Annotated in this window: 20 protein-coding genes and 2 tRNA genes; 5 read left to right on the forward strand and 17 right to left on the reverse strand. The window is 54.3% G+C overall.

The features are described from left to right. Nucleotides 1–51: 51 nt before the first annotated feature. On the reverse strand, nt 52–711 hold the full coding sequence (gene yccA / locus AC0TN7_RS18880) for an FtsH protease modulator YccA (protein ID WP_023335168.1): 660 nt from the start codon (nt 709–711) through the stop codon (nt 52–54). 270 nt (nt 712–981) lie between these two features. Between yccA and AC0TN7_RS18885 the strand changes: the two genes are divergently transcribed. Together AC0TN7_RS18885 and AC0TN7_RS18890 are read left to right on the forward strand one after the other, a co-directional pair. Continuing rightward, on the forward strand, nt 982–2,610 hold the full coding sequence (locus AC0TN7_RS18885; protein ID WP_473702341.1) for an ABC transporter substrate-binding protein: 1,629 nt from the start codon (nt 982–984) through the stop codon (nt 2,608–2,610). Nucleotides 2,611–2,740: 130 nt separating this feature from the next. After that, nucleotides 2,741–2,828, forward strand: a tRNA-Ser gene (locus AC0TN7_RS18890). A 65-nt stretch (nt 2,829–2,893) separates the two neighbouring features. On the opposite strand, the gene AC0TN7_RS18895 is transcribed toward AC0TN7_RS18890, so the two are convergent. Further along, on the reverse strand, nt 2,894–3,298 hold the full coding sequence (locus AC0TN7_RS18895; protein WP_024907748.1) for a GNAT family N-acetyltransferase: 405 nt from the start codon (nt 3,296–3,298) through the stop codon (nt 2,894–2,896). Nucleotides 3,299–3,612: 314 nt separating this feature from the next. On the opposite strand from AC0TN7_RS18895, the gene AC0TN7_RS18900 reads away from it, so the two are divergent. Further along, nucleotides 3,613–3,870, forward strand: a complete 258-nt coding sequence (locus AC0TN7_RS18900) for a YjhX family toxin (RefSeq protein WP_021240841.1) — start codon at nt 3,613–3,615, stop codon at nt 3,868–3,870. A 106-nt stretch (nt 3,871–3,976) separates the two neighbouring features. Here the strand turns inward: AC0TN7_RS18900 and AC0TN7_RS18905 are convergent, their stop codons facing one another. From AC0TN7_RS18905 to AC0TN7_RS18925, 5 genes are all read right to left on the reverse strand, one after another. Further along, on the reverse strand, nt 3,977–4,813 hold the full coding sequence (locus tag AC0TN7_RS18905) for an alpha/beta fold hydrolase (protein ID WP_473702342.1): 837 nt from the start codon (nt 4,811–4,813) through the stop codon (nt 3,977–3,979). A gap of 155 nt (nt 4,814–4,968) precedes the next feature. Beyond that, nucleotides 4,969–5,187: an acyl carrier protein gene (locus AC0TN7_RS18910; RefSeq protein ID WP_008499867.1), complete on the reverse strand. Its 219-nt coding sequence runs from the start codon at nt 5,185–5,187 to the stop codon at nt 4,969–4,971. 17 nt (nt 5,188–5,204) lie between these two features. Further along, on the reverse strand, nt 5,205–6,638 hold the full coding sequence (locus AC0TN7_RS18915) for an AMP-binding protein (protein ID WP_473702343.1): 1,434 nt from the start codon (nt 6,636–6,638) through the stop codon (nt 5,205–5,207). Further along, nucleotides 6,635–7,753, reverse strand: a complete 1,119-nt coding sequence (locus AC0TN7_RS18920) for an MBOAT family O-acyltransferase (protein ID WP_024907744.1) — start codon at nt 7,751–7,753, stop codon at nt 6,635–6,637. Before AC0TN7_RS18920 ends, AC0TN7_RS18915 begins: the two co-directional genes overlap by 4 nt. 128 nt (nt 7,754–7,881) lie before the next feature. Further along, nucleotides 7,882–9,018: a D-alanyl-lipoteichoic acid biosynthesis protein DltD gene (locus AC0TN7_RS18925; protein ID WP_417927695.1), complete on the reverse strand. Its 1,137-nt coding sequence runs from the start codon at nt 9,016–9,018 to the stop codon at nt 7,882–7,884. 277 nt (nt 9,019–9,295) lie between these two features. On the opposite strand from AC0TN7_RS18925, the gene AC0TN7_RS18930 reads away from it, so the two are divergent. Together AC0TN7_RS18930 and AC0TN7_RS18935 are read left to right on the forward strand one after the other, a co-directional pair. Beyond that, a tRNA-Ser gene (locus AC0TN7_RS18930) sits at nt 9,296–9,383 on the forward strand. Nucleotides 9,384–9,846: 463 nt separating this feature from the next. Next, nucleotides 9,847–10,752 carry a LysR substrate-binding domain-containing protein gene (locus AC0TN7_RS18935; protein ID WP_048989940.1) on the forward strand — a complete coding sequence of 302 codons (906 nt, stop codon included), beginning with the start codon at nt 9,847–9,849 and terminating at the stop codon, nt 10,750–10,752. Between the two features lie 47 nt (nt 10,753–10,799). Here the strand turns inward: AC0TN7_RS18935 and cobO are convergent, their stop codons facing one another. From cobO to glmS, 10 genes are all read right to left on the reverse strand, one after another. After that, the gene (gene cobO / locus AC0TN7_RS18940) at nt 10,800–11,402 is read right to left on the reverse strand and encodes a cob(I)yrinic acid a,c-diamide adenosyltransferase (RefSeq protein ID WP_024907741.1); all 603 of its coding nucleotides are present in this window, start codon (nt 11,400–11,402) and stop codon (nt 10,800–10,802) included. Nucleotides 11,403–11,411: 9 nt separating this feature from the next. Further along, nucleotides 11,412–13,064, reverse strand: a complete 1,653-nt coding sequence (locus AC0TN7_RS18945; RefSeq protein ID WP_473702344.1) for a class I fumarate hydratase — start codon at nt 13,062–13,064, stop codon at nt 11,412–11,414. Between the two features lie 72 nt (nt 13,065–13,136). Further along, entirely contained in the window at nt 13,137–14,138 is a 1,002-nt protein-coding gene (glsA, locus tag AC0TN7_RS18950; protein ID WP_370883917.1) for a glutaminase A, read from the reverse strand. A gap of 54 nt (nt 14,139–14,192) precedes the next feature. Beyond that, nucleotides 14,193–15,485 (reverse strand): dicarboxylate/amino acid:cation symporter, encoded by a 1,293-nt coding sequence (locus AC0TN7_RS18955; RefSeq protein ID WP_024907738.1) that lies wholly within the window; start codon nt 15,483–15,485, stop codon nt 14,193–14,195. Nucleotides 15,486–15,650: 165 nt separating this feature from the next. Then, nucleotides 15,651–15,968: a DUF4387 domain-containing protein gene (locus tag AC0TN7_RS18960; protein WP_370883916.1), complete on the reverse strand. Its 318-nt coding sequence runs from the start codon at nt 15,966–15,968 to the stop codon at nt 15,651–15,653. Beyond that, nucleotides 15,965–17,335, reverse strand: coding sequence for an acyclic terpene utilization AtuA family protein (locus tag AC0TN7_RS18965; protein WP_473702345.1), 1,371 nt, complete (start codon nt 17,333–17,335; stop codon nt 15,965–15,967). Before AC0TN7_RS18965 ends, AC0TN7_RS18960 begins: the two co-directional genes overlap by 4 nt. Nucleotides 17,336–17,338: 3 nt before the next feature. Further along, a complete protein-coding gene (locus tag AC0TN7_RS18970; protein ID WP_463726889.1) occupies nt 17,339–18,580 on the reverse strand; it encodes a methylaspartate ammonia-lyase in 1,242 nt (413 codons plus the stop codon). Further along, nucleotides 18,580–20,025 carry a methylaspartate mutase subunit E gene (locus AC0TN7_RS18975; RefSeq protein ID WP_024907734.1) on the reverse strand — a complete coding sequence of 482 codons (1,446 nt, stop codon included), beginning with the start codon at nt 20,023–20,025 and terminating at the stop codon, nt 18,580–18,582. The genes AC0TN7_RS18970 and AC0TN7_RS18975 overlap by 1 nt, the downstream gene beginning before the upstream one ends. Before the next feature lie 18 nt (nt 20,026–20,043). Then, a complete protein-coding gene (gene glmL / locus AC0TN7_RS18980) occupies nt 20,044–21,432 on the reverse strand; it encodes a methylaspartate mutase accessory protein GlmL (RefSeq protein WP_024907733.1) in 1,389 nt (462 codons plus the stop codon). Continuing rightward, complete coding sequence (glmS, locus tag AC0TN7_RS18985; RefSeq protein WP_024907732.1) at nt 21,432–21,881, reverse strand: methylaspartate mutase subunit S; 450 nt, start codon at nt 21,879–21,881, stop codon at nt 21,432–21,434. The genes glmL and glmS overlap by 1 nt, the downstream gene beginning before the upstream one ends. Between the last annotated feature and the right edge of the window lie 483 nt (nt 21,882–22,364).

Consider the following 22,364-nt stretch of genomic DNA (forward strand, 5'->3'; position numbering starts at 1 on the left):
AAAAAAAGGAGAATGCCAGGGGCATTCTCCTTTTTCTTTCAGCAGGTCGGCTTAATCGCGGCTGGCGAAGCCCAGGATGCTCAACAGGCTGACGAAGATGTTGTACAGCGACACATACAGGCTCACGGTGGCGCGAATATAGTTCGTCTCACCGCCGCGAATGATGTTGCTGGTTTCAAACAGGATCGCGCCGGAAGAAATCAGAATAAACACGGCGCTGATCGCCAGATGCAGGGCAGGCAGTTGCAGGAAGATGTTGGCCACCATACCCACCAGCACCACCACAACACCCGCCATCAGCATGCCGCCGAGGAAGGACATGTCCTTACGGGTGGTCAGCACGTAGGCCGAACAGCAGAAGAACACCAGTGCAGTACCGCCCAGCGCCATGCCGATAAGATCGCCCATACCGGCAGACAGATATGCGTTCAGCATCGGCCCCAGGATGTAGCCCAGGAAGCCGGTGAAGGCAAACGCGGACAGAATACCGACCGGTTTGTCAGCGGTTTTGTAGGTCAGGAACATCAAACCATACATACCCACCAGGGTCAGGATCAGCCCCGGAGACGGCAGCATCAGCACGGTGCTGGCGGTGGCGGTGATCGCGGAAAACGCCAGCGTCAGGCTGAGCATGAAATAGGTATTGCGCAGCACCTTGTGGGTGCTGAGTAGCGATGTGCGGTCGCGTGAGGAAGTAATTATACGATCCATGAGTCACTCTCTTATGACAGATGTAATTAACGGAAAGAATAGGAAACGGCGCGTCACTCTCAAAGTGGTTTTACCCATCTTTACTCAGCAGGTTAGCGCGGGAGCTGGTTGTTTCTTCTGCATAAATACGTTTCACCAGTATGAACAGCGGTTTGACACGATTAATCAGATCAACCTCTTATAGGTTACTGAAAATTATTGCGTTATTACCCTAAGGCCGCTAAGAGTTATTTCCGGATCGTCACAAAAACAGACAATAAGGCGAAGGAAATGAAACCACAAACACGCACGCGCTTTACGCTCTCTTTGTTAACCGCCGGGATCCTGTGCGCCAGCACGACAGCCTGGGCGGCTAACGTGCCGGCAGGAACGCAGCTGGCCGATAAGCAGGAACTGGTCAGGAACAACGGTAATGAGCCCGCTTCGCTCGACCCGCATAAAGTCGAAAGCGACGTCGAATTCAATATTATCAGTGATTTATTCGACGGACTGGTCAGCGTTTCCCCGTCGGGGGACATTCAGCCACGGCTGGCGGAAAAATGGGAGAACAAGGACAACACCGTCTGGACGTTCCATTTGCGTCCGGGCATCACCTGGAGCGACGGCACTGCCATTACCGCGGAAGATGTGGTCTGGAGCTGGCAGCGTCTGGTTGATCCTAAAACCGCTTCACCGTATGCCAGCTATCCAGGCAACATGCACATCGTAAATGGTGCGGACATCGCGCAGGGGAAAAAAGCCCCCGATACGCTGGGCGTGAAAGCCATTAACGACACCACCCTGGAAGTGACATTGACGCAGCCTAACGCGGCGTTCCTCGCGATGCTGGCGCACCCGTCGCTGGTGCCAGTGGATAAAGTGCTGATTGGCCGCTTTGGCGACAAGTGGACCAAGCCTGAACATATCGTCACCAGTGGGGCCTATAAGCTATCCCAGTGGGTTGTCAACGAACGCATCGTGGCGGAGCGTAACCCGCGCTACTGGGATAACGCGCATACCGTGATTAATAAGGTCACCTATCTGCCTATCACCTCCGAGGCCGCGGATGTGAACCGCTATAAAGCGGGCGAAATTGACATTGTCTACACGGTGCCGATTAACCAGTTTGCCCAGCTCAAGAAAACCCTGGGCAGCCAACTTGACGTTTCACCTCAGCTTGCGACCTATTACTACGAATTCAATACCACCCGTCCGCCGTTCAACGACGCGCGCGTGCGCAAGGCGCTGAACATGGCGCTCGATAAAGACATCATTGCCGGAAAAGTATTAGGGCAGGGGCAGCGCCCGGCGTGGCTCATCAGCCAGCCGGATATTGGCGGCGTTAAGCTCCAGAACCCGGATTACGCCAGCTGGCCGCTGGACAAGCGCATCGCGGAGGCGAAAAAGCTGCTGAACGAGGCCGGATATAATGCCAGCCATCCTCTGAGCTTCAACCTGCTCTATAACACCTCTGAATCGCACCAGCGCATCGCGATTGCGGCCAGCTCCATGTGGAAGAAAAACCTCGGCGTGGACGCGAAGCTGCAAAATCAGGAGTGGAAAACCATGCTGGATACCATGCACACCCACAATTTTGACGCGGTGCGGTACGCGTGGATTGCCGATTACGACGATGCGGCGACCTTCCTGAACAACTTCCGCACCGGCGACAGCGAAAACACCAGTCAGTACAGCAATCCGGAATACGACCAGGCGCTGCTCAATGCCGCAAAAGCCAAAACTGCGGAAGAGCGGGGTAAGTACTACCAGCAGGCGGAAGATCTGCTGGGTCGTGATGTGCCTGCCATTCCGGTTTATCACTATGTCCGCACGCACCTGGTTAAACCGTGGGTCGGTGGATTTACGCCGGATAAGCTCGGGTACTATTACACGAAAGACATGTACATCAAAAAACACTAAGCCTGTGCTGATAAAATCGTCGATGTGTCGTCAGTTCAACCGATTAAACACGTTTTGACTATTTTTACAGCGAACGAGTGCCACCACTCTTTACAGCACGCGGTGAGGTGTTTATAGTTCGCCTCACTTAGGAAGTGTGGCCGAGCGGTTGAAGGCACCGGTCTTGAAAACCGGCGACCCGAAAGGGTTCCAGAGTTCGAATCTCTGCGCTTCCGCCAGATATAAACCCCAGGTTACTTGTTAACCTGGGGTTTTTCTTTTTGTCTTAACGCGGATTTGCCCTTCACCAGACTCTGGCCATCCCTTCGCTTGCCGGGCGAACGAGCGTAAAACCAAATTTTGCATAAAGCTCAGGAACATCGGCCATTAAGCAAACGTACGCTCCTTTACAGGCGTGGTTATCCAGCCAGGCAACAAGCGTTTCCATAATGATTCTGCCCAGCCCTTTCCCCTGATGAAGCGGATCAACCGCGACGTCGACAATATCAAAATTCAACGCACCATCCCCCACGATGCGCCCCATACCGACCGGTTTTCCCTGAAACACTATATGCATGCCATAGCAGCTGCCGGGCAGCGCTTTTTGTGCCGCTTCCAGCGGGCGAGGGCTAAGACCCGAGATTTCGCGCAGCCGGCAAAACGCTTCTGCAGTGGGGACGGTTTCAACCACGGTATAGTTATCAGGCATAAGAGGAGCTCCAGTCGGTGTTCAGGAAAGGGTTTCAGTCTGGCAGTAAAATTGACGAAAGACGATTTTACGGACCGCTCCCGTTCACACTTTTAACTTCCCGCTATTCCCCTGTAAAAAACTCGCGTTATCATTCACCCCATAAATACCTTTTCATCTCTTACCGAGGCTTTGATGCTGGAGAATGTTTTCATCAGATAATCAGCTTCCCGCCCTTTTCAGGACGGACTGGTTATCGCTGCGCTTAAACCTTACGCACGCACCTGCGGGTGTGGGCTCGTTTTTACGCATGATGATTACACAGGTTTTCCAGTATGAATTTATCCCGTCAGGAACAACGTACCTTACACGTTCTCGCCAAAGGTGGACGTATTGTGCACGTCCGCGACAGTTCTGGCCGCGTCACGTCCGTTGAGTGCTATACCCGTGAAGGGCTGGTGCTGAGCGACTGTACGCTCAGCGTCTTTAAAAAACTCCGCACCAAAAAGCTGATCCGTTCCGTGAACGGGCAGCCTTACCGCATCAACACCACCGGGCTGAACAACGTTCGCGCCCAGCTGGATAATCGCTGAGCAGAATAAACAACGCCACCCTCGGGTGGCGTTCATGCATTGAACGGGATATCGTGGCGGAATGTAGGCCGGGTAAGCGCAGCGCCACCCGGCAAGAAACGCGGCGTTATGAGCGAATAAAAGCCAGAATGTCCGCGTTGATGGTATCCGCATGAGTGGTATGCATCCCGTGCGGGAAGCCCGGATAAATTTTCAGCACGCTGTTCGCCAGCAGCTTGTCCTGCAGCAGGGCAGCATTTTTATAAGGCACGACCTGATCGTCATCGCCCTGCAACACCAGAACGGGAACCGTGATGGTTTTCAAATCTTCCGTCTGGTCGGTCTCTGAAAACGCCTTAATCCCCTCGTAGTGGGCCTTAGCGCTCCCGATCATCCCCTGACGCCACCAGTTCTGGATCGTGCCCTGTGAAACGTCCGCGCCATCGCGATTAAAGCCGTAGAAAGGACCGCTGGCAACGTCGAGGTAAAACTGGGCGCGGTTAGCCGCCAGCGCTTTGCGGAAGCCGTCGAAAACCTCAATGGGCGTGCCGCCGGGGTTAGTTTCGGTTTTGACCATCAGAGGCGGGACGGCGCTCACGAGCACCGCTTTGGCGACGCGCCCCTGTGGTTGTCCATACCGCGCAACATAGCGGGCGACCTGGCCGCCGCCGGTGGAGTGACCGACGTGCACGGCATTGTGCAGATCCAGGCTTTCAACCACGGCTGACGCATCGGCCGCATAATGATCCATATCGTGGCCTTCACTCACCTGGTCCGATCGACCATGTCCGCGGCGATCGATAGCGATAACGCGAAAGCCTTCTGCAAGGAAGAAGAGCATCTGGTTATCCCAGTCATCGGCACTCAACGGCCAGCCGTGGTGGAAGACAATGGGCTGGGCCTCTTTTGGGCCCCAGTCTTTGTAGTAAATATTGACGCCGTCTTTCGTGGTTACGAATGCCATACCGCAGACTCCTCTGTTAAGAACAACACGACCCCTAAAGTGTAGGAGAAATCACAAAAGCGGTTGGTTTAATTCCGGTGATGGATATTCATTTTGCGTCTGGGCTCTGGCGCGATGCGCCAGAGCCTTCAGGACAGGATTAACAGCAGGGGCGTTTAGCGGTTTTCTTCAATATAGCGGGCCAGGTCCGCCGGGGTCTTCAGCACCGTCGCCACGTCAGTTGGCGGGATCATACAGCCATAAACGTCCTGAACTTCCAGCACCATATCGACTGCCAGGATGGAGTCGAGAATGTCGGATTCAATCAGTTCATCGTGAAAGCCCACCTTGCGGGATAACACTTTTTCGAACAGGGCGAGAATTTCTTGTTCCATAATTTTTCCTGGGGTCATTAATTTGTGCGGGCGTAAGCGTCCAGCAGCTTGCGGTCAATTTTGCCGTTAGGATTCAGCGGCAAAGCGTCTTTTACGATAATTTGTGAAGGCACCATATAGTGGGGAACCACCTTTGACAGCGAGGTTTTGATGGTATCCGGCGCCAACTCCGTCACGCAGAATGCGGCAATGCGCAGCACGCTGCCGCAGGATTTCATCAGCGGCAGAACCACCGCTTCGTTGATGCCGGACATCGCCAGCAGGCGGTTTTCAATCTCATTGATTTCAATACGGTAGCCATTCAGTTTGACCTGGCTATCGTTGCGGCCCTGGCAATAGATAAGCCCCGCTTCATAGCCCAGATCGCCTGTCCGGTAGCCGCGAAATGCTTCATTTTCCCGACGGAGTAATTTTTCTGCATTCTCCTGCGGCAGGCCGAGGTAGCCGCGCATGACGTTTTTACCCCAGATAATCAGCTCGCCCTCAGAGGAAATTTCCATTCTGCTCTCAGGCATCATGACCCCCACCGGCAGCACGGCGCTGTCGCTGTTCAGGATCTCATCCGTGATTTCAACCACGGTCGTCGCGATGGTCGCTTCCGTCGGGCCATAGGAGTTGATGATTTTGGCCTGCGGGAAACGGCGGCGGAGCTGTTTAACCAGCGCCTTATTTAACACTTCACCAATGAAGATAAAGACGTTGAGCGCAGGCAAATACTCGCTGTTGAACTGCGGGGAAAGCAGCTGCTGGTATGCAAAAGAGGGGGTGGAAACCCAGGCGGAGACCGCGTTGCTTTTCAGTCGCTCCAGCCAGTTCTCTTTCTGAATATCGTCTTTGGCGTTCAGCACAATGTGTCCGCCCATCGCCAGATTCGCCAGCAAAGGGATCAGGGAGAGGTCAAAACTGAACACCGCGTGGTTCATCAGCACCGGTTTTTCCGGCAGCGAAAAGTCCTGGCTGACCCATTTCATGAAGTGCCATACGCTTTCACGCCCAATCTGCACCCCTTTAGGCTTGCCGGTGCTGCCTGAGGTAAACATGATATAGGCCAGATCCTTCTCCTCCAGCACCTTGCCCGGTTCACCCGTGGCGATGAACTGCCGGGTCGCAACGTCGTAATAGTAAGGGGCATTGGCCAGATGGCAGATCTCCCGCAGGCGCTCCTGTGGGTAGATGCAGTCCACCGGGATGTACGGAATGTTGTGCAGCAGACAGCTATAAATCGCCACGGCGAACTCGGCCTGCTGGTGTCCGTACAAGACGACCGGCGTACCGGCAACAGGCTGGCAACGCTGATAGCGCTGTGCCCAGTCCGTCACGGCAGCAGAAAGCTGTAGCCAGCTTAAGGCTTCGTCGCTGCCGCTGATGGCCAGTTGCTGCGGGGAGGCGGGATCGCATAATGCCGCACGTAAGAAATCCTGCAGTTCCTGAAGATCGGAGTGATTTTTCATAGAGGTGACATTCCACTAAAGATGTAAAGGGATCCCGCGGCGCTTCCCAGCGTCAGAATTCTCCCTAAAAACGCAACGGCCGGATACTGCAAACCGCGGTGCAATGCCGGGCTGCGCTTGGCTGACCACAGCAGCATGTTATGAGTAACGGAAATCGCGCCAAACAGCGCGCCGCTGATGACGTAATGGCGTTCCAGGCCATTCCATGCCCCCATGCAGAACAGGGTGCAAAAAATACCGATATTTTGCGCCAGCGTTTTGTTCTGACGGAAAAAGTTGAACTTCATCAGGTTCATATAGACGGGCATAAAGACTACATCGCGCAGCCATTCAGACAAACTGATGTGGAAGCGGCGCCAGAAGTCCTGCGGGTTCTTTGCCAGAAGGGGCATATTGAAGTTTGCCGGAATGTTCAACCCAAACAGGCGGCCCGCACCGATGGCCATATTGCTGTAGCCCGCAAAATCAAAGTAGAGGTAGGCGCTATAGGCAATCGACATCACCACGCCCACGGTCAGCGTAAACGGCTTATGGCTCCAGGGCTGCACGACAAGTGAATCAACCAGCATGGCAAACAGGAACTTCTGGATAATGCCGGTAATGATTTGCTCTAACGCGACTAAAAACTGTTCACGGTTAAGGGCAAACACGGGCTTGCTGACGTCACTCATCCATGTCCGCCAGCGGTACATGGGGCCTGCCAGGATGATAAAGGGCATAAACAGATAGCAGAAATAGTGCAGGAAATTCTGGCCTTCTTTTTTACTGCGATAAAGCAGCACGTCCACTGCGCGGAACGTCATAAAAGAGAGGCCGATCATGCCGAGATGATGATTAACGTGTAATTTCACTAAAAATAAAGGAAGCAGCGTTAATACAATAGCTTGCCAGGTTTTTAACCATCCTTTTTCTTTTAACGCGGCGACAAGGTAAAAACTGATAAAAACGACCGCGGGAACACGGTAATCACCCTGAAAAATATAGCCCCAGCCTAATGCCGCCAGGACAGATAAGGCCGATAAATAAGTCAGGCGATGACGTAATACGCGATTGACCAGCGCAAACACCAGAGCGGATGAAAACAAATAGACAAAAAACATTCCTGAGCTATACATCATTCGGCCTCAGAACTTTTGATATTCAAAATGCAGCTGCATACTCATGCTGTCATCGACAGAGGTCCACGCGACGATAGTGATCGCCAGCAGGAGATAAAGGAAAAAAAGACGGATCGCGATTTTCATTATTTAAAGCTCTGTGCAATAAAGCGAATCATAGGAACCCAGGCCAGTTCGGAAGGGTGCAAACGATCCCAGTTCCAGCCATTCTGATAAGGCATGGCGTACATATCTAAATAAGGGATCTGGTTCTTTTCCAGAATGGTTTTAATTTGCTTATCAACCGGGCGGAAGGTATCGGTATTGTAAAGCGCCCAGGGGTTAACCGGGTCGACGATAGCAATTACCTGCACGTGACGTTCCTTCAGCAGCTGGACGGTTTTACTGAACGCAGCGATTTGCGCAGGCACGACCGGCGTGTCATCCCACTGTTGCGGCTTACCGTCCTCTTCGTAAATCGTTTTGTCCATCCACAGCGTGGCCGCGCTCTGCTGGCGTTTTTTATTTAACTCGCGCGCGTTCGCCAGCTCTTTATCCCAGTCAGGGGTAATGTGGGCGCTGGGCTGCTGCGGCCACGGCTGTACCGTCTGGGGCGTGACGTTGAGCAGCGCCAGCCAGTCGTTTTTTATCATTGTGCAGACGTTCGCAAACTGGAAGCTCAGCTCCTCCCACATCAGATCGGGGTGCCAGCCAAAGACGCGCATTTGGCCAAAGGTTAAATGGCTTATCTCTTTACTATTAATATGCTTTAAATAATTAACCAGCAGCGGGCGCGCCTGCGGGTCCTTCATCAGCGGATTAAAAATAGAACCGGGGAAATTATCGGCATAGATAGCCGGTGGCAGCCCTTTTGAGTAAAAGCTGTCAGGTGCCAGAAGTAAAACAACTTTACTGTTTGCGTTAAGGCTATTTTTAAAACGCGAGAACAGTAAAAACTGCGTTTCGTCATCGACAAACGCATCGCCATACGCCACAACGGGTGTGTGCAATTGCTTATTAAAGTAATTATATACAGCGTAATGTTCATCTTCTGAGGTGGCAACCTCAGACGCGCCAATGAAGAAAATCGCATTACCTTGTAAGGCATGGGAAATAGTCGCAATTTTTTCCGCTTGTTCTTTCGGCGTGCCCTCCATTGATTTAATCAGCGGCTGGAAGGTGAGGGGCGGATCGAAGCTCGTCACCAGCGGGTGAACACACAGGAACAAAATGGCCAGGGTCGCCATCAGGATATGTAAGCAAAGCGTATTTTTGATTTTCATCATCAACCAGTAACACTGCATGGCAGTAATTTCTAAAATCTGTCGGTACTCAGATTTATAACAATTACACAACAAATGGCCGTCTATTTTTGTGGCATTCTATACCAGAGCGATTTAAAAGGATGAGCGTTGCTGTGTAACGGTATGTACAAGGGAGCAGAGACCGATGCGCGGCAAGCGTCTGGGTGATTTTTGCGCAGTCAAACGCCGGTGGCTAAAAATAGAAAAATTCCTGCTTTACAAGGCGCTAATAGATGTTTATAGTGCGCCTCACTTTGGAAGCGTGGCCGAGCGGTTGAAGGCACCGGTCTTGAAAACCGGCGACCCGAAAGGGTTCTAGAGTTCGAATCTCTACGCTTCCGCCAAATTCGAAACCCAGATCGTTATGCGATCTGGGTTTTTTGTTTTGAGCCGGTTTCTGCTTGCGTGCTGAAGAGGCGCTGGAACGGTGCTCTGGCATCCGTCACGCGGGTGCGCCGCTGATCAAAAGACGTACACAGAACCCTGTTCTATTTTTAGCACAACGTTTTGTTTTATATTTTTTAACGTCCAGCCCTATGCTATTCCTGTTTTTAATGGCCATATGATTTTTCATATAATAAGACGCTGTCTCCATTACACGAGGCACAAAAGAGAACAGGTTCTTAATAATCTTTCATGTTTCATTTCATTTTCTGCAAGTAGTTTGGCCTGACGCGCAAAACTCATTAAATCATGGTGTGGATCACTGCCGACAGAGCATAACTAAAATATAATGGCGGTATCGTTCTGAAGCAGGGTTTATTCGCTTCAAAAAATTACTGTTACCCACCATGAATGGAAGACATGATGAGAGGAAAAATCCCCAAGAGCGAGTTGCTGGTGACGTTCGAAGTTGTGGCGCGTCACGAAAGCTATACCCGCGCGGCAGAAGAGCTGGCGTTAACGCAGAGTGCAGTGTTCAGACAGGTGACGGCCCTGGAGGAGTTTTTACACACCTCATTATTCAATCATGCCAAAAAGCGGATTTTTCTGAATGCAGCAGGCAAGCATTATTTGAATATCGTCAAAGAGACGCTTAATAAGCTGGAACGCGATACAAATATGATAATGTCCTGGCAGCCTGCCGTTCAGGTTGTGGAGCTGGCGGTAAATCCCACCTTCAGTACGCATTGGCTGATCCCTAATTTATGGGAGTTTAATAAATTAAATCCTGATATTATTGTTAACATTCACTCGCTGGCCAATATCGGCGATTTTTTAAATCGCGAATACGATGCGGCTATTATGCGCGCCGATTTTTGTCCCCCGTGGTCGGAAGTCGATTATTTATTTGAAGAGGAGATCCTGCCGGTCTGCAGCCGAAGCTTGCTCCCCAGCGCGGAGCAGAAGCTGGGGGTTGAGGAGCTGCTCAGTGAGTTTCCGCTGTTACACCAAAGCACTCGCATCAATGGCTGGCAGGAGTGGTTTGCGCTGTCCGGTATCACCAGTCCGGACGTGAATCTTGGCCCGCGTTTTGACCTCCTCTCGATGCTGATTGCCGCAGTACGATCGAATCTTGGGGTCGCGCTGCTTCCCCGCTTCGCCATCCAGCATGACCTGGACTGCGGCGAGATGGTGATCCCCTGTGATGTTCCTATCCGCACCGGCAACCGCTTCATCATGACGTGGCGGGAGGAAAAGGCTCAGTCCCTGCCGTTACAAACCTTCCGCGAGTGGCTATTACAAAAATCAGTGGTATCGCCGGCCGCGTAATAACACCGGATGGCGGCAGTGCGGCGCGCCATCCGGTACCGACACGCTTACCAGTCAATGCCCTCCTGCGCCTGAATACCGCTGTCAAATGCGTGTTTTACCGGGCGCATTTCGCTGACCGTGTCGGCAAGCGCCAGTAACTGCGAGTGACAGCCGCGTCCGGTGACGATTACGGTCTGCTGCACCGGACGGTTCTCAACTGCCGCGATCACCTCCTGAGTATCCAGATAGTGATAAGCCAGCATATAGGTGAGCTCATCCAGAACCACCAGGTCGTAGCTCGGGTCAGCCAGCATGCGCTTGCTCTCCTGCCACACCGCCGCTGCGGCCTGAATATCCGTCTCCCGGTTTTGTGTCTCCCAGGTAAAGCCGGTGCCCATAATGTGAAACTCGACTCCGAGCGGATGCAGGGTGTTGTATTCACCATTATCCCACTGGCCTTTAATAAACTGCGCGACGCCAACGGTTTTACCGTGGCCGACGGCACGCGTCGCCGTACCGAAGGCGGCGGTGGACTTGCCTTTTCCGTTGCCGGTGAAGACGATCAGAATGCCTTTCTTCTCTGTTGCCGCCGCCACGCGGATATCAACCTGCTCTTTGCGCTTTTGCTGTCGTTGGCGGTGTTTTTCTGCGTTAGCTCGCGCTTCCATAGTGGCTCCTTAATGTCCGGCAGGGCAGGATGCACAGCGATGCTGCTGCTCAAACTGGCTGAAGAAATTATTCCCTTTGTCGTCAACCAGCACAAAGGCGGGCAGATTCTCGACCTCCATCATCCATACCGCCTCCATGCCCAGTTCGGGATACTCAAGGCAGCGCAGGCTTTTCACATACTGCTGCGCCAGCAGCGCCGCCGCACCGCCGATGCTGCCGAGGTTGAAGCCGCCGTGCTTATGGCAGGCATCGGTAACCTTCTGGCTGCGGTTGCCCTTGGAAAGCATGATCAGGCTTCCGCCTGCGGCCTGGAAAGCATCGACGTAGCCGTCCATGCGCCCGCCGGTGGTCGGACCGAGGGAGCCGCAGGCCTGATTCTCCGGTGTTTTCGCCGGACCGGCGTAATAGACGATATGGTTTTTCATGTACTCCGGCATCGGCTCGCCGTTATCCAGCCGGGCTTTGATTTTTGCGTGAACAATATCGCGTGCGACCACGATCGGGCCGCTTAACGACAGCCGGGTGCCGATCGGCAGGGCAGACATATCGCGCAGGATCTCGCGCAGCGGGCGGTTCAGGTTGATCTGTACGGTTCTGGCGTCGTGTTCCTCACGGCTGGCGTCGGGGATGTATTTCCCTGGGTTATGTTCCAGCTTCTCCAGCCAGATACCGTGCTTGTTGATTTTCGCTTTGATATTGCGGTCGGCGGAGCAGGAAAGCGCCATGGCGACAGGGCAGGAGCCGCCGTGACGCGGCAGGCGGATGACGCGAATATCGTGCGCGAAATACTTGCCGCCAAACTGGGCACCGATGCCGAATTCGCGGCTGGCGTTGAGCAGCGTGGCTTCCAGCGCCGTATCGCGGAACGCCTGGCCCAGCTCGTTCCCGCTGGTGGGCAGGTTGTCATAATATTTTGTTGAGGCCAGCTTCGCCACCTTCAGCGCCTGGTCGGCAGAGAGGCCGCCGACCACAAAGGCAATGTGATACGGTGGACAGGCCGCGGTACCGAGCGACTTCATCTTCTCGATCAGGAACGCGGTGAGCTTCTCCGGCTGCAGAATCGATTTCGTTTCCTGGAACAGCGCGGCTTTGTTAGCCGATCCGCCGCCTTTATTGACAAACAGGAAGCGATATTCGCTCCCCGGCGTCGCGCTGATGTCTATCTGCGCCGGCAGGTTGGTTTGGGTATTAACCTCGGTATACATGTCCAGCGGTGCGTTTTGCGAGTAGCGCAGGTTACACTCGCTAAAGGTGGTATAAATCCCTTTGCTCAGCGCTTCGGCATCATCACCGCCGGTCCAGACGTGCTGGCCTTTGCTCGCCACAACGGTGGCCGTGCCGGTATCCTGACAGTTTGGCAGGACGCCTTTTGCCGACACTTCGGCGTTGCGCAGCAGCTGCAGGGCGACATACTTATCGTTATTGCTGGCCTGCGGGTCGTGCAGAATGCTGGCTATCTGCGTTAAATGTCCGGCGCGCAGGAAAAATGAGGCTTCATAAAAGGCCTGCTGGGCCAACAGGGTCAATGCCTCAGGCGCCACCTTAATGACCTCTTCGCCCTCTAACTCCGTCACCGTAACGTGTTGCGTGCTGAGGAGTTCATATTCCGTCGTATCGTTACTCTGAACAAACAGTTCCTGCCAGACAAATGGTTTAGACATAGTACTTCTCACTTTGTGGTTGTTTTTGCCGGGCGCTGGCGCAGCTGCCGCGCCCGGCTGACAAAATCACAGTCAATGGGCTAAAAAGAGGCTGGCCTGCGTCGCCCCGGCAACATACGCAATCGTCTGCTGGGCGCGGACGCTATTCCCGGCGGCATCCAGCGGTGGCGAGTAGACCGCGATGGCGTATTGACCGGGCACGATGGCAACCATGCCGCCGCCGACGCCGCTCTTCGCCGGGATCCCAACGGTGTACAGCCATTTGCCGCTGCCGTCGTACAGCCCGGCAATCGCCATTTCCGCCAGAACCTGCGGCACGTAGCGTTCATTCAGCAGTTGCTTACCGTTGAAAGGCGATTTGCCCTTGTTCGCCAGCACCGCGCCCATTTTGGCGAGCTGCTCAACGGTGATGTCTACGGAACACTGGCGGGTGTAGATTTCGACGGCTTCACGGGTATCGCCATAAAAGCTGTTATAGGAGGCCATCAGCATCGCCAGCGCCTGGTTATGCTGATTGGTTTCCATTTCCGATTTGAACACCGGCTCGTTGACGGTCAGCGAGGCATCCGCCCACGCGTTCAGGTTATTGAGGATCGTGTTCCAGCGGTCGGTCTTATCTTTCGCCTCAATCAGGCTAACCGTGCTCATCGCCCCCGCATTCACCAGCGGGTTTTCCGGCGCACCTTTGTTCAGTTCAATGGCTAAACCGGAGTTGAAGGGCAGACCGGTCGCACTGGCGCCGAGTTTATCCAGCACCTCCTGCGGACCGCGCTGCTCCATCGCCAGCGCCAGGGTGAAAACCTTGCTCAGCGACTCCATTGGAAACGCTTTTTTCACGTCGCCAACCTGGTAAATCTTGCCGTCGACCGTGGCGAGGGTGATGGCGAAATTGTCGGGGCTATAGGTCGCCAGGGCAGGGATGTAGTCGGCGACCTTCCCCTCATGATTACCTTTGAATTTTTGGTGAGCCTGTTCAAGCAGCTGCGCATAGTCCGGCGCGGTTTGCGCCAGCGTGGCAGCGCTAAACATCAGGCTGACGGATAAAAGGCTGACGCCGAAAATGTTTATCTTCATGGGGCTTTCCTGTACATCTGAAGACGAAAGGCCAACCACGGTTGGCCTTTGTAATCAATACATGGCGATTTCAGTTTCTGAAGCAGTGCTTTCTTTGGCCGGAACCTTGCCGCGGCAGCCGGCGCCGAAGTGCTCGCCTTCCCAGCGACCGACGATAGCGGCACCCATTGCGTTACTCATCACGTTGGTAGCGGAACGGCCCATGTCGAGGAACGGATCGACGCCCATCAGCAGAATCAGACCCGCTTCCGGAATGTTGAACTGGTTGAGGGTGGCGGCAATAACCACCATCGATGCGCGCGGCACGCCCGCCATCCCTTTAGAGGTCAGCATCAGGATCAGCAGCATAGTGATCTGCTCGCCAATGCTCAGTTCGATGTTGCAAGCCTGGGCGATAAACACGGTCGCAAACGAACAGTAGGCCATTGAGCCGACCAGGTTAAAGGAGTAGCCGATGGGCAGGACAAAGCTGGCAATCCTGGAGGAGACGCCGAATTTTTCCAGTTTGTTCAGCGTGCCCGGGAAAGCCGCTTCTGAACTTGAGGTCGTAAAGGCCAGCAGCGCAGGTTCGAGAATCGCTTTAGTCAGACGACTGATGCACGGACCGACAATCATCGTGGACAGGCCAATCAGAATCGCCCACAGCAGGCCGAGCGTCATGTAGAACTCGCCCATGAAAATACCGGCGCTGACCATCACGCCCAGACCGCGTTCGGCAATCAGTCCGGAGATCGCGGCAAATACGGTCAGCGGGGCAAACAGCATGACGTAACCCGTCAGCTTCAGCATCACATGCACCAGAGAGTCGAGCACCTTAATGATGGGGTCGGCTTTCTCACCAATGGCTGCCAGGCTGCAGCCGAGGAAAATCGAGAACACCACGATTTGCAGAATCTCGTTGCGGGCCATCGCATCAACGATGCTGGTCGGTACCGCGTGAGAAATAAACACTTTCAGCGTGAACGGCTCGGACTGAACGGCCGCAACGGCCCCGGCGTCATGGGGAACAAAGTTAATGCCTGCGCCAGGCTGGAAGATGTTGACGATAACCAGCCCCAGGGCGATGGACAGCAGCGAGGCGCAAATAAAGAGGAAAAAGGTTTTGGAGAATATACGGCCAAGCGTTTTAGCATCACCCATTTTGGCTATGCCGACCACCAGGGTGGAAATGACCAGTGGGGCGATAATCATTTTCACCATGCGTAAGAATATGGTAGTGAAAATAGAGATATCCTGTGCGTACGTTTTTGCTGTATCTGCTGATGCCATATTATTAATGACCACCCCGGCAATCATGCCGAGTATCAAACCTAATATGATCATTTTCGTTAAGCTTATTTTTTTCATGTTTACTCCATCGGATAAAGGTTGGTTAATGTGTAGGGTCGCGTGCGCCTGAGCCCTGATGAACCGCTCGGACGCACGTTTGTTGTGACCAACCGCATGAATTATCTGGAATACAGTGATACAGCAAATATCTATATCCCAATGGACGTTGTTGTATTTGTAGTGTTACAGATCAAACTCGATACTTAATAACGGTGCATGCTGCTGGGCACCATAGACATCATTATCACCGACGTTTCCGGAGATAATATCGCGAGGCATGACGATTTTGACCGCATTGGCCGGATCGAACCAGATAATGCGATGAATAAAGTCAGGCTTAACATTATATAAACGGGCAATAAGCTGCGGCGTTAATTGCTCCGAGGCTTTTACCCGCTGATAGTCTTCACGCGTTTTAAATAAAATATCCAGAACCAGCTCATACGGTCCGGCGTTTTTAGAACGAATGACCTGCGCCAGTGAGCAAATACCCTTTTTCATAACTGAACTCCTTCTGGCGTGACCTGCTCGAGGTGGAAATCAAAACGCAGCGCGTCGCTCGCTTCGATCAGGTGGTAGATTGAGAACTCATACACCGGGCCGCTCTGAATGTCGGAAGGGGAGAACGGGAACGCGAGGTTGCCCGCTGTTGCGATCCGGTTTTCATAGCCGTAGTGCAGCAGGGTAGAGCGCACCAGCGAACAGACGCTGTTGGCGATATCCTGGGTGGGGGCCACTACGTCCAGCAAAATACCCAGTTCGTGCCCGGCGGAGTGCATCGGCTCATGGTTGCCCATCACGCCATTCTTTCCGTACAGGTGGAACGTCATGCGGATGCTGTCGTCATTCAGCGAGAGGTTGCGCTTCACGCTGACCTGCACTTCTTCGAGGATATTATCGATCCCGGCAATCATGATCGGGTCGCGCGTACCGGCAATGGTCAGGCAGCGGAAGCCGACCCGGCGTGCGCCTTCCAGCTTCAGCGCGTACGGCGTTTCTTCGTGGCGGGAACCGCTGACGTACACTTCGCCCTCATTGACCGCTTTGAAGCTGCACCCTTTCAGGTTCAGGACGCCGCCCGGCCCCGGCAGGAAGTACGGATCAGATTTCTCGTACAGGGTGTGCGCCGCCGCCGACGTTTCGGTGAATTTACGCTTCGGGTTAAACGTTTTCAGCGTAAAGCCGTTATCGTCAATGATGCCCATCGCGCAGTCGGAGCCGGACCCCGGCGTAGCGGCAATCGCCGCGCACTCGAGGATCTTACCGCAGTGCAGCGCCAGACCTTCATCGAAGCCCTGCATGATGGGCAGCGCGGCAAAGCAGGCCGGATCGTACGCCCGTCCGCCCAGCACCACCTGCGCCCCGGCCGCCAGCGCCCGCTGGAAAGGCTCGATACCCATCTGCGCCACGATATAGGTGCTCTCTTCGATAGCCTCGTGGGTCAGTTCCGGGACGAAATCCAGGGCGGTGATTTTCCCGTTATCCAGCGCCTGATGCACGGTGGCTTTATCGACATCCGACGGGATCAGCGCCATGGAGAATGAGAGTTTCTCTTCCTGAGCAATCTCAAGGATTATCTGGCGGCACCACTCCAGATGAGGCGCGGCGCCGGACCCACCGGCGGTACCGATCACCACCGGAATGTTGTGCTTAACGCCAGCCACGATCATATAGCGCAGATCGCGTTTTACCCCCGCCCGGTCGGTGAAAGGCTTACCTGCCCCCAGGTAGTGCGGGCCAGGGTCGGAAGAGCCTGCGTCGACCGCAATAAGATCCGGCGACGCTTCCATGGCCTTCCGAAAGCTCTCTTCCGGGAAGCCATAGCCCAGGATAGCCGTTGGCGATAAGATCTTAAATGTACGTGCCATCTTTTAATCCTTAGTCTGCAACAGTGCGATGGTGCGGTTCATTTCGTTAAACACGATGTTAAGACCTTCATCGAAGCCCATGCCCGGTTTGATCAGCATGCGCATCGGGCGAGCGGCGAGGGCCACGTGCACGCAGGTGCGGGCGCTGATTTCCGTTTCGTTACAGGTACCGCCCTGATAGGCTTCCATGCCGTGCTTGTTGCAATACAGCACCGCATCAACGATGTTGTGAATACCGCCCAGGTCCGGGGTTTTAATCTGCACCATGTGGCAGCTGCCCGCATCGGTGAAGTCCACAATGTCCTGATAGGTGTTACACCACTCATCGGCAACGATTTTCACGCCGGAACCCAGACGCATCAGCTCGTGGGTGATGGCGGTCAGCAGGCGGATCTGATCCGGCTTGTTACCCGCATCCACCGGCCCTTCAATGTACAGCGGCAGGCCCTGGGCCTCTTTTTCGAGGCTGGCGATATAGGCGGCGCAACGTACCGGATCCATATCGAAAATCAGACCGATGGTGCCGTACACGTCAATGTGCAGCGTCGGGCGATAGCGCGAGCTGGTGCGCAGGCTCAGGATGCGGTCGGATAACCAGCGCACATACTCCCGCAGTTTTTCCCCTTTCAGGCCCAGCTTCTCTTCCACGTTGTTGATAAGCGCGTGTGGCAGTACGTCAACGCCTTTGAGGATCATCTTGTCGACGGCGATATAGCGGTCGTCGCCGCTCTGACCAAATAACGGAATGGCCTCCGGAACGCACGGCAGCTGCCATTCATCACACACGACTTCCGTTTTCAGGCGGCCGGTCGCCAGTGCCGCCGCGTCGAGCAGCGCCTGCGACAGACCATAGCGTACGGCGGTATGCAGCAGATGGCCGTCTATACGCAGTTCGTCAAAGAAACGGGCATTCGTCAGGAACCGGTCAACGTCACGGCCTTCCAGCAGCGGCTTGATGTGATCGTTGAGAAACGGAATGAAGTGTTCAGCCAGGAACAGCGGATCACGACCGCCTGCCCCTGAATATTGCACCGCTGCACAATCGCCCACCGCCACCGCGCCGTTTTCCAGAATCAGCTGTACGGATACGCATTCACCCGCCTGACGAACGGACGTAAATCCAGGCGTTACCGGATTGCCGGTATAGATAAACCCGTCATGACCGGCGCCGTTTTTGATGGCCTGCTGATCGTCGAAATAGAACGAGGAGTAGCCTGCGGTGAAAAGGGCCTGCTTAATTTTCATTATGGTCTTCCTATTAATTTACTGTGGGATACCGCGTTGATGTCATCAACAACCATCTGGAATGAGGGCTTACGGCCTTCAAAACGCGCGCGCTCGGCGACGTAATCGTGATGCAGGGCGAGGATATCTTTCGGCAGCGGAACCGCACCGGCTTCCAGCACGCGAATGGCACCGGCGTTATCACGCACCGGCAGAATTTTGCCTGCGTTGCAGGAGGCAGGGGCGAACGGTACGTCCAGCACGCCCGCTTCAAACGCCAGCACCGTCCCGCGTGCGACATCGCCGTTGCCCAGTTCGAAGACTTTCTTCAGCACGGCGCGGACTTCGCTCTTAATGAGCTCGACTTCCTGCTCGACGGCGGCGCACGGCGGGAATTTCTGATCGCTGACCATGTTGAGCATCTGACGCGAGGCTTTCAGCCCCTGGGCGTTTGCGGCAGCGGTCGGAATACCGAACGCCTCGTGCGGGCTCTTGGTGATCACTTTGGTCGCCCCGGACATACCGGCAACCGCTGCGCCCCAGGAGATAATGGCAAACGCTTTCGACTCATCTTCCGGGAAGCCGCCCATCCACTGGTGGAAGACAGTACTCAGCTCGTAATCGTCAAAGCCGTGGTTATGGAAATATTCGTGGGACAGCTCGCGCAGAGCCTGAATCGCGGCGATATCCTGCGTCAGGCTACCGACCTGGCCGTAGCCGACGGTAATTGACTTCACGCCCTGTTCCAGCGCCAGCAGACCTTCGATAATCGCCACCGAGTGGGACACAAACGGCGGGATCAGGGTGCCGGTCAGCGGGCCAAACGGTTCACGGTTAATGCGAATGCCGTTCTCCTCGTACAGGCCCATCAGGCGGTCGCAGTACTGCCAGTCGCGGATAGATTTTTCCAGAGTGACGCGCTTGGCGTACGGAATGTTGTAGGAGATACCGCCGCCTTCATAGCTGGTAAAGCCGCTGGCCATCGCGATCTCCGCCAGCAGGCGCGCATCCGGCGTGCCGTGACGTACCTGAATCGGTTTCTCCAGCGCTTCAGTCATGCGGCGGCAGGCGGCGACGCCGTGGTTGACGACCGGTAAGCCGTTAAGTTTGGAGGTGCCCGCTTCGATGGATTTTTGAATCCCTACCGCCGCCTCTTCATAGCGATTCAGACGGGTGTAGGCATCGATGGTACTGGGCAGCAAATCGCAATCTTCCTGCAGCGTTTTGAGCAGGGCGATATGTTCATCCATCAGCGCTACGCCTGCGCGCGGCTGGCTCAGGGTTTTACCTTCCTGGTCCGCCTTCAGTAGGGCGTGAGAAAAGCGTTTTTGCTCAGGAATGGTTTGCTGGTACTTCACGCCATCTTCGAAGTTCTCAACGTCCTTGCCGGTTTGCCAGGTCTGCAAGACCTGTTGCCGCTCAGTCATGAATTCGTCATGGGTTAGCTTTTTATTTCGAAGTTCCATTCGTTGCTGCCTTAGGTTTTATAGGGTTAAACATTGAATACTGGTGCGAGCCGCCGCCTGCGGGTCCAGCCTGGCGACGTTCGCCAGCAGAGGAAGCAGACCTTTTGCATCGCGGTAATAGTCAAACTGCCCGGGTAAAAGAACGCGTCTGCTGCTGTCGTCCAGCTCGCGGTACTTCAGCCAGCGGTGAATATCGAACTGGCTGGCGCGGGAGAGCCATCCCCCGGAACCCACCACTTTGCGCACGGTGGTCAGATCGCGCCCCATCTGCAAATCGACGTTGCCTACGCAGGTACAGACCTGTTTTTTGGTGCCGGCATGGCGCTCGCTGGCGTACCCCACGCACAGCCCGGCCAGCAGCGTGTCGAAATGCTTTTCTTCTTCGGTAGCAGGGAGGTAGTCCGGATGCGCGACCAGATGGCGCAGATAGCCATAGAACGCTTCCCTGCGCTGAGGCTGGTGGGCGAACACCGCGTTCACCAGTTCCTGTGTACTTTCGCCAACCACCACCGCCGAGACGCGCATGCCGAGGTCGCCCTCTACGGTGCGTTTCACAAACGGCTCAGGCACGCCGTGCAGGACGGTATCCGGGGAGAGCATGTTGGCGCTGGCGGAATAGACGTCGGTGGTGGCTCCGCCCATGTCGATCAGCATGAATTCTTTCCACGCGCTGTCGATGTCGCTTATCGCTTTCACCAGCTCGTAGACGGTCCACGGCGTGGGCATCGGCTCTTCGCCGGTTTCCCCGACGATAACGTCCAGCCCTTTCCCCTTCACGATGCGGGAGAGAAAGACATCGCAGATAGCCTTGCGGGCGGCATACGGATTCGGGTGATCGAGGTCAGGCAAAACGTTGTCGACCACGATCAGATCTTTGTGGCCAAGAATGGCCTGCACGTCGTCCTGAATATCGCGATTTCCGGCGTAAATAATGGCGCAGTCCAGCGTTGATGCAGCCAGCGCGCGGGCATTGGCCAGTCCGTAGCTCTCTTCGCCGCCGTCCGTACCGCCCGTGAACAGCAGAATGTCCGGCGGGGAGTCCTCCAGCGCCTGGATATCGTGACGGTTCAGTTTGTACGAGTAGTACTGGGCGATTTTGGCACCCGCTGAATGGGCGGTGACTTTGGCTGATTCCAGGGTTATTGACGGCACCAGACCCATTGCGGCAACGGCGAGCCCGCCTTTTGCCGACGACGAGTATTTCAGCGTAACGTCCCCGCTGTTCAGCAACGGTCGCGCATCGGCAACGTTTAGCACCTGGTTCAGGCTGGTAAAGAAACCCTCCGCCAGATGGTGGGTCGTCGTCGGGGTCAGAACGTGGTTGACCAACGTTAGCGCATCACCCTCCGGCGTGAAGAGTGCGGCTTTGGTCCACGTCGAGCCAATGTCGACTGAGACGATTTGCATCAGAAGCCCTCTTCAAGACAGAGCTCTTCAACGCGCTGACGCTGTTGTATATCGTTCGCCATCAGCTGACAGACGTCCTCCAGGTCGTGGCTCGGAGCGAACACGCGGTTGAAACCCATCTCTTTGAATTTGGCTTCGACATCGGCGAAATCGTGCTTACCCACGACCAGGTTACCGCCAACAAAAAGCAGAATGTCGCCGATACCGCGTTCGATGCAGCGCTCGCGCAGCCCCAGGCAGTCGATGTCGCCATGGCCGTAGATGGATGAAACGACAATAGCATCAGCACCCGTTTCGATGGCCGCATCAATATATTCATCCTGGCTCACCATCACACCAAGATTGATGACGTGAAAATCATGGGAAGTAAAAACACGATCCAGAACTTTATTGCCTACCGCATGGCAGTCAGCACCAATGACGCCAATAACAAGTGTTGATTTCTTCATGGGTAATCCTCTGTAGGGCTGATAGTAAAAATAAAATGGGTATTAAAAACGATTAATGTACATTGGGTCTGTTGATGGTGTTGGAGTGTGTTTTGAAGACGAAAGGGATGCAATTGATCTATTTTCAAAAAATCCTTCCAAAAATGATGATGGTAATGATGTTGCATTGAAAAATGATTTATATCAGTTACTTGTGTGCGCTTTATTTTAGGGTTGATATTTATCTGTAAACGTCGCTGACAAAACCATTTTAATATTTGTGATCGCGCGCCTGTTTTATTGCTGAAGGCGATTTATATGTTTTTTTAAGCATGATGACCAAAGCAATAATGTCGTAATGGCAGAGGGAAGGCGGTATTCACTGTTTTATTGATATTGGTCATAAACGCCATTCGTAAAATTAAGAAAGAGTGATAAATACATCAAATTTTTGACGTGTGGAGGGGATGTATAATTCAGCACTAATTTTAATTACCCGCTTTC

The organism is Enterobacter sp. PL_is511 (genome assembly GCF_055816065.1).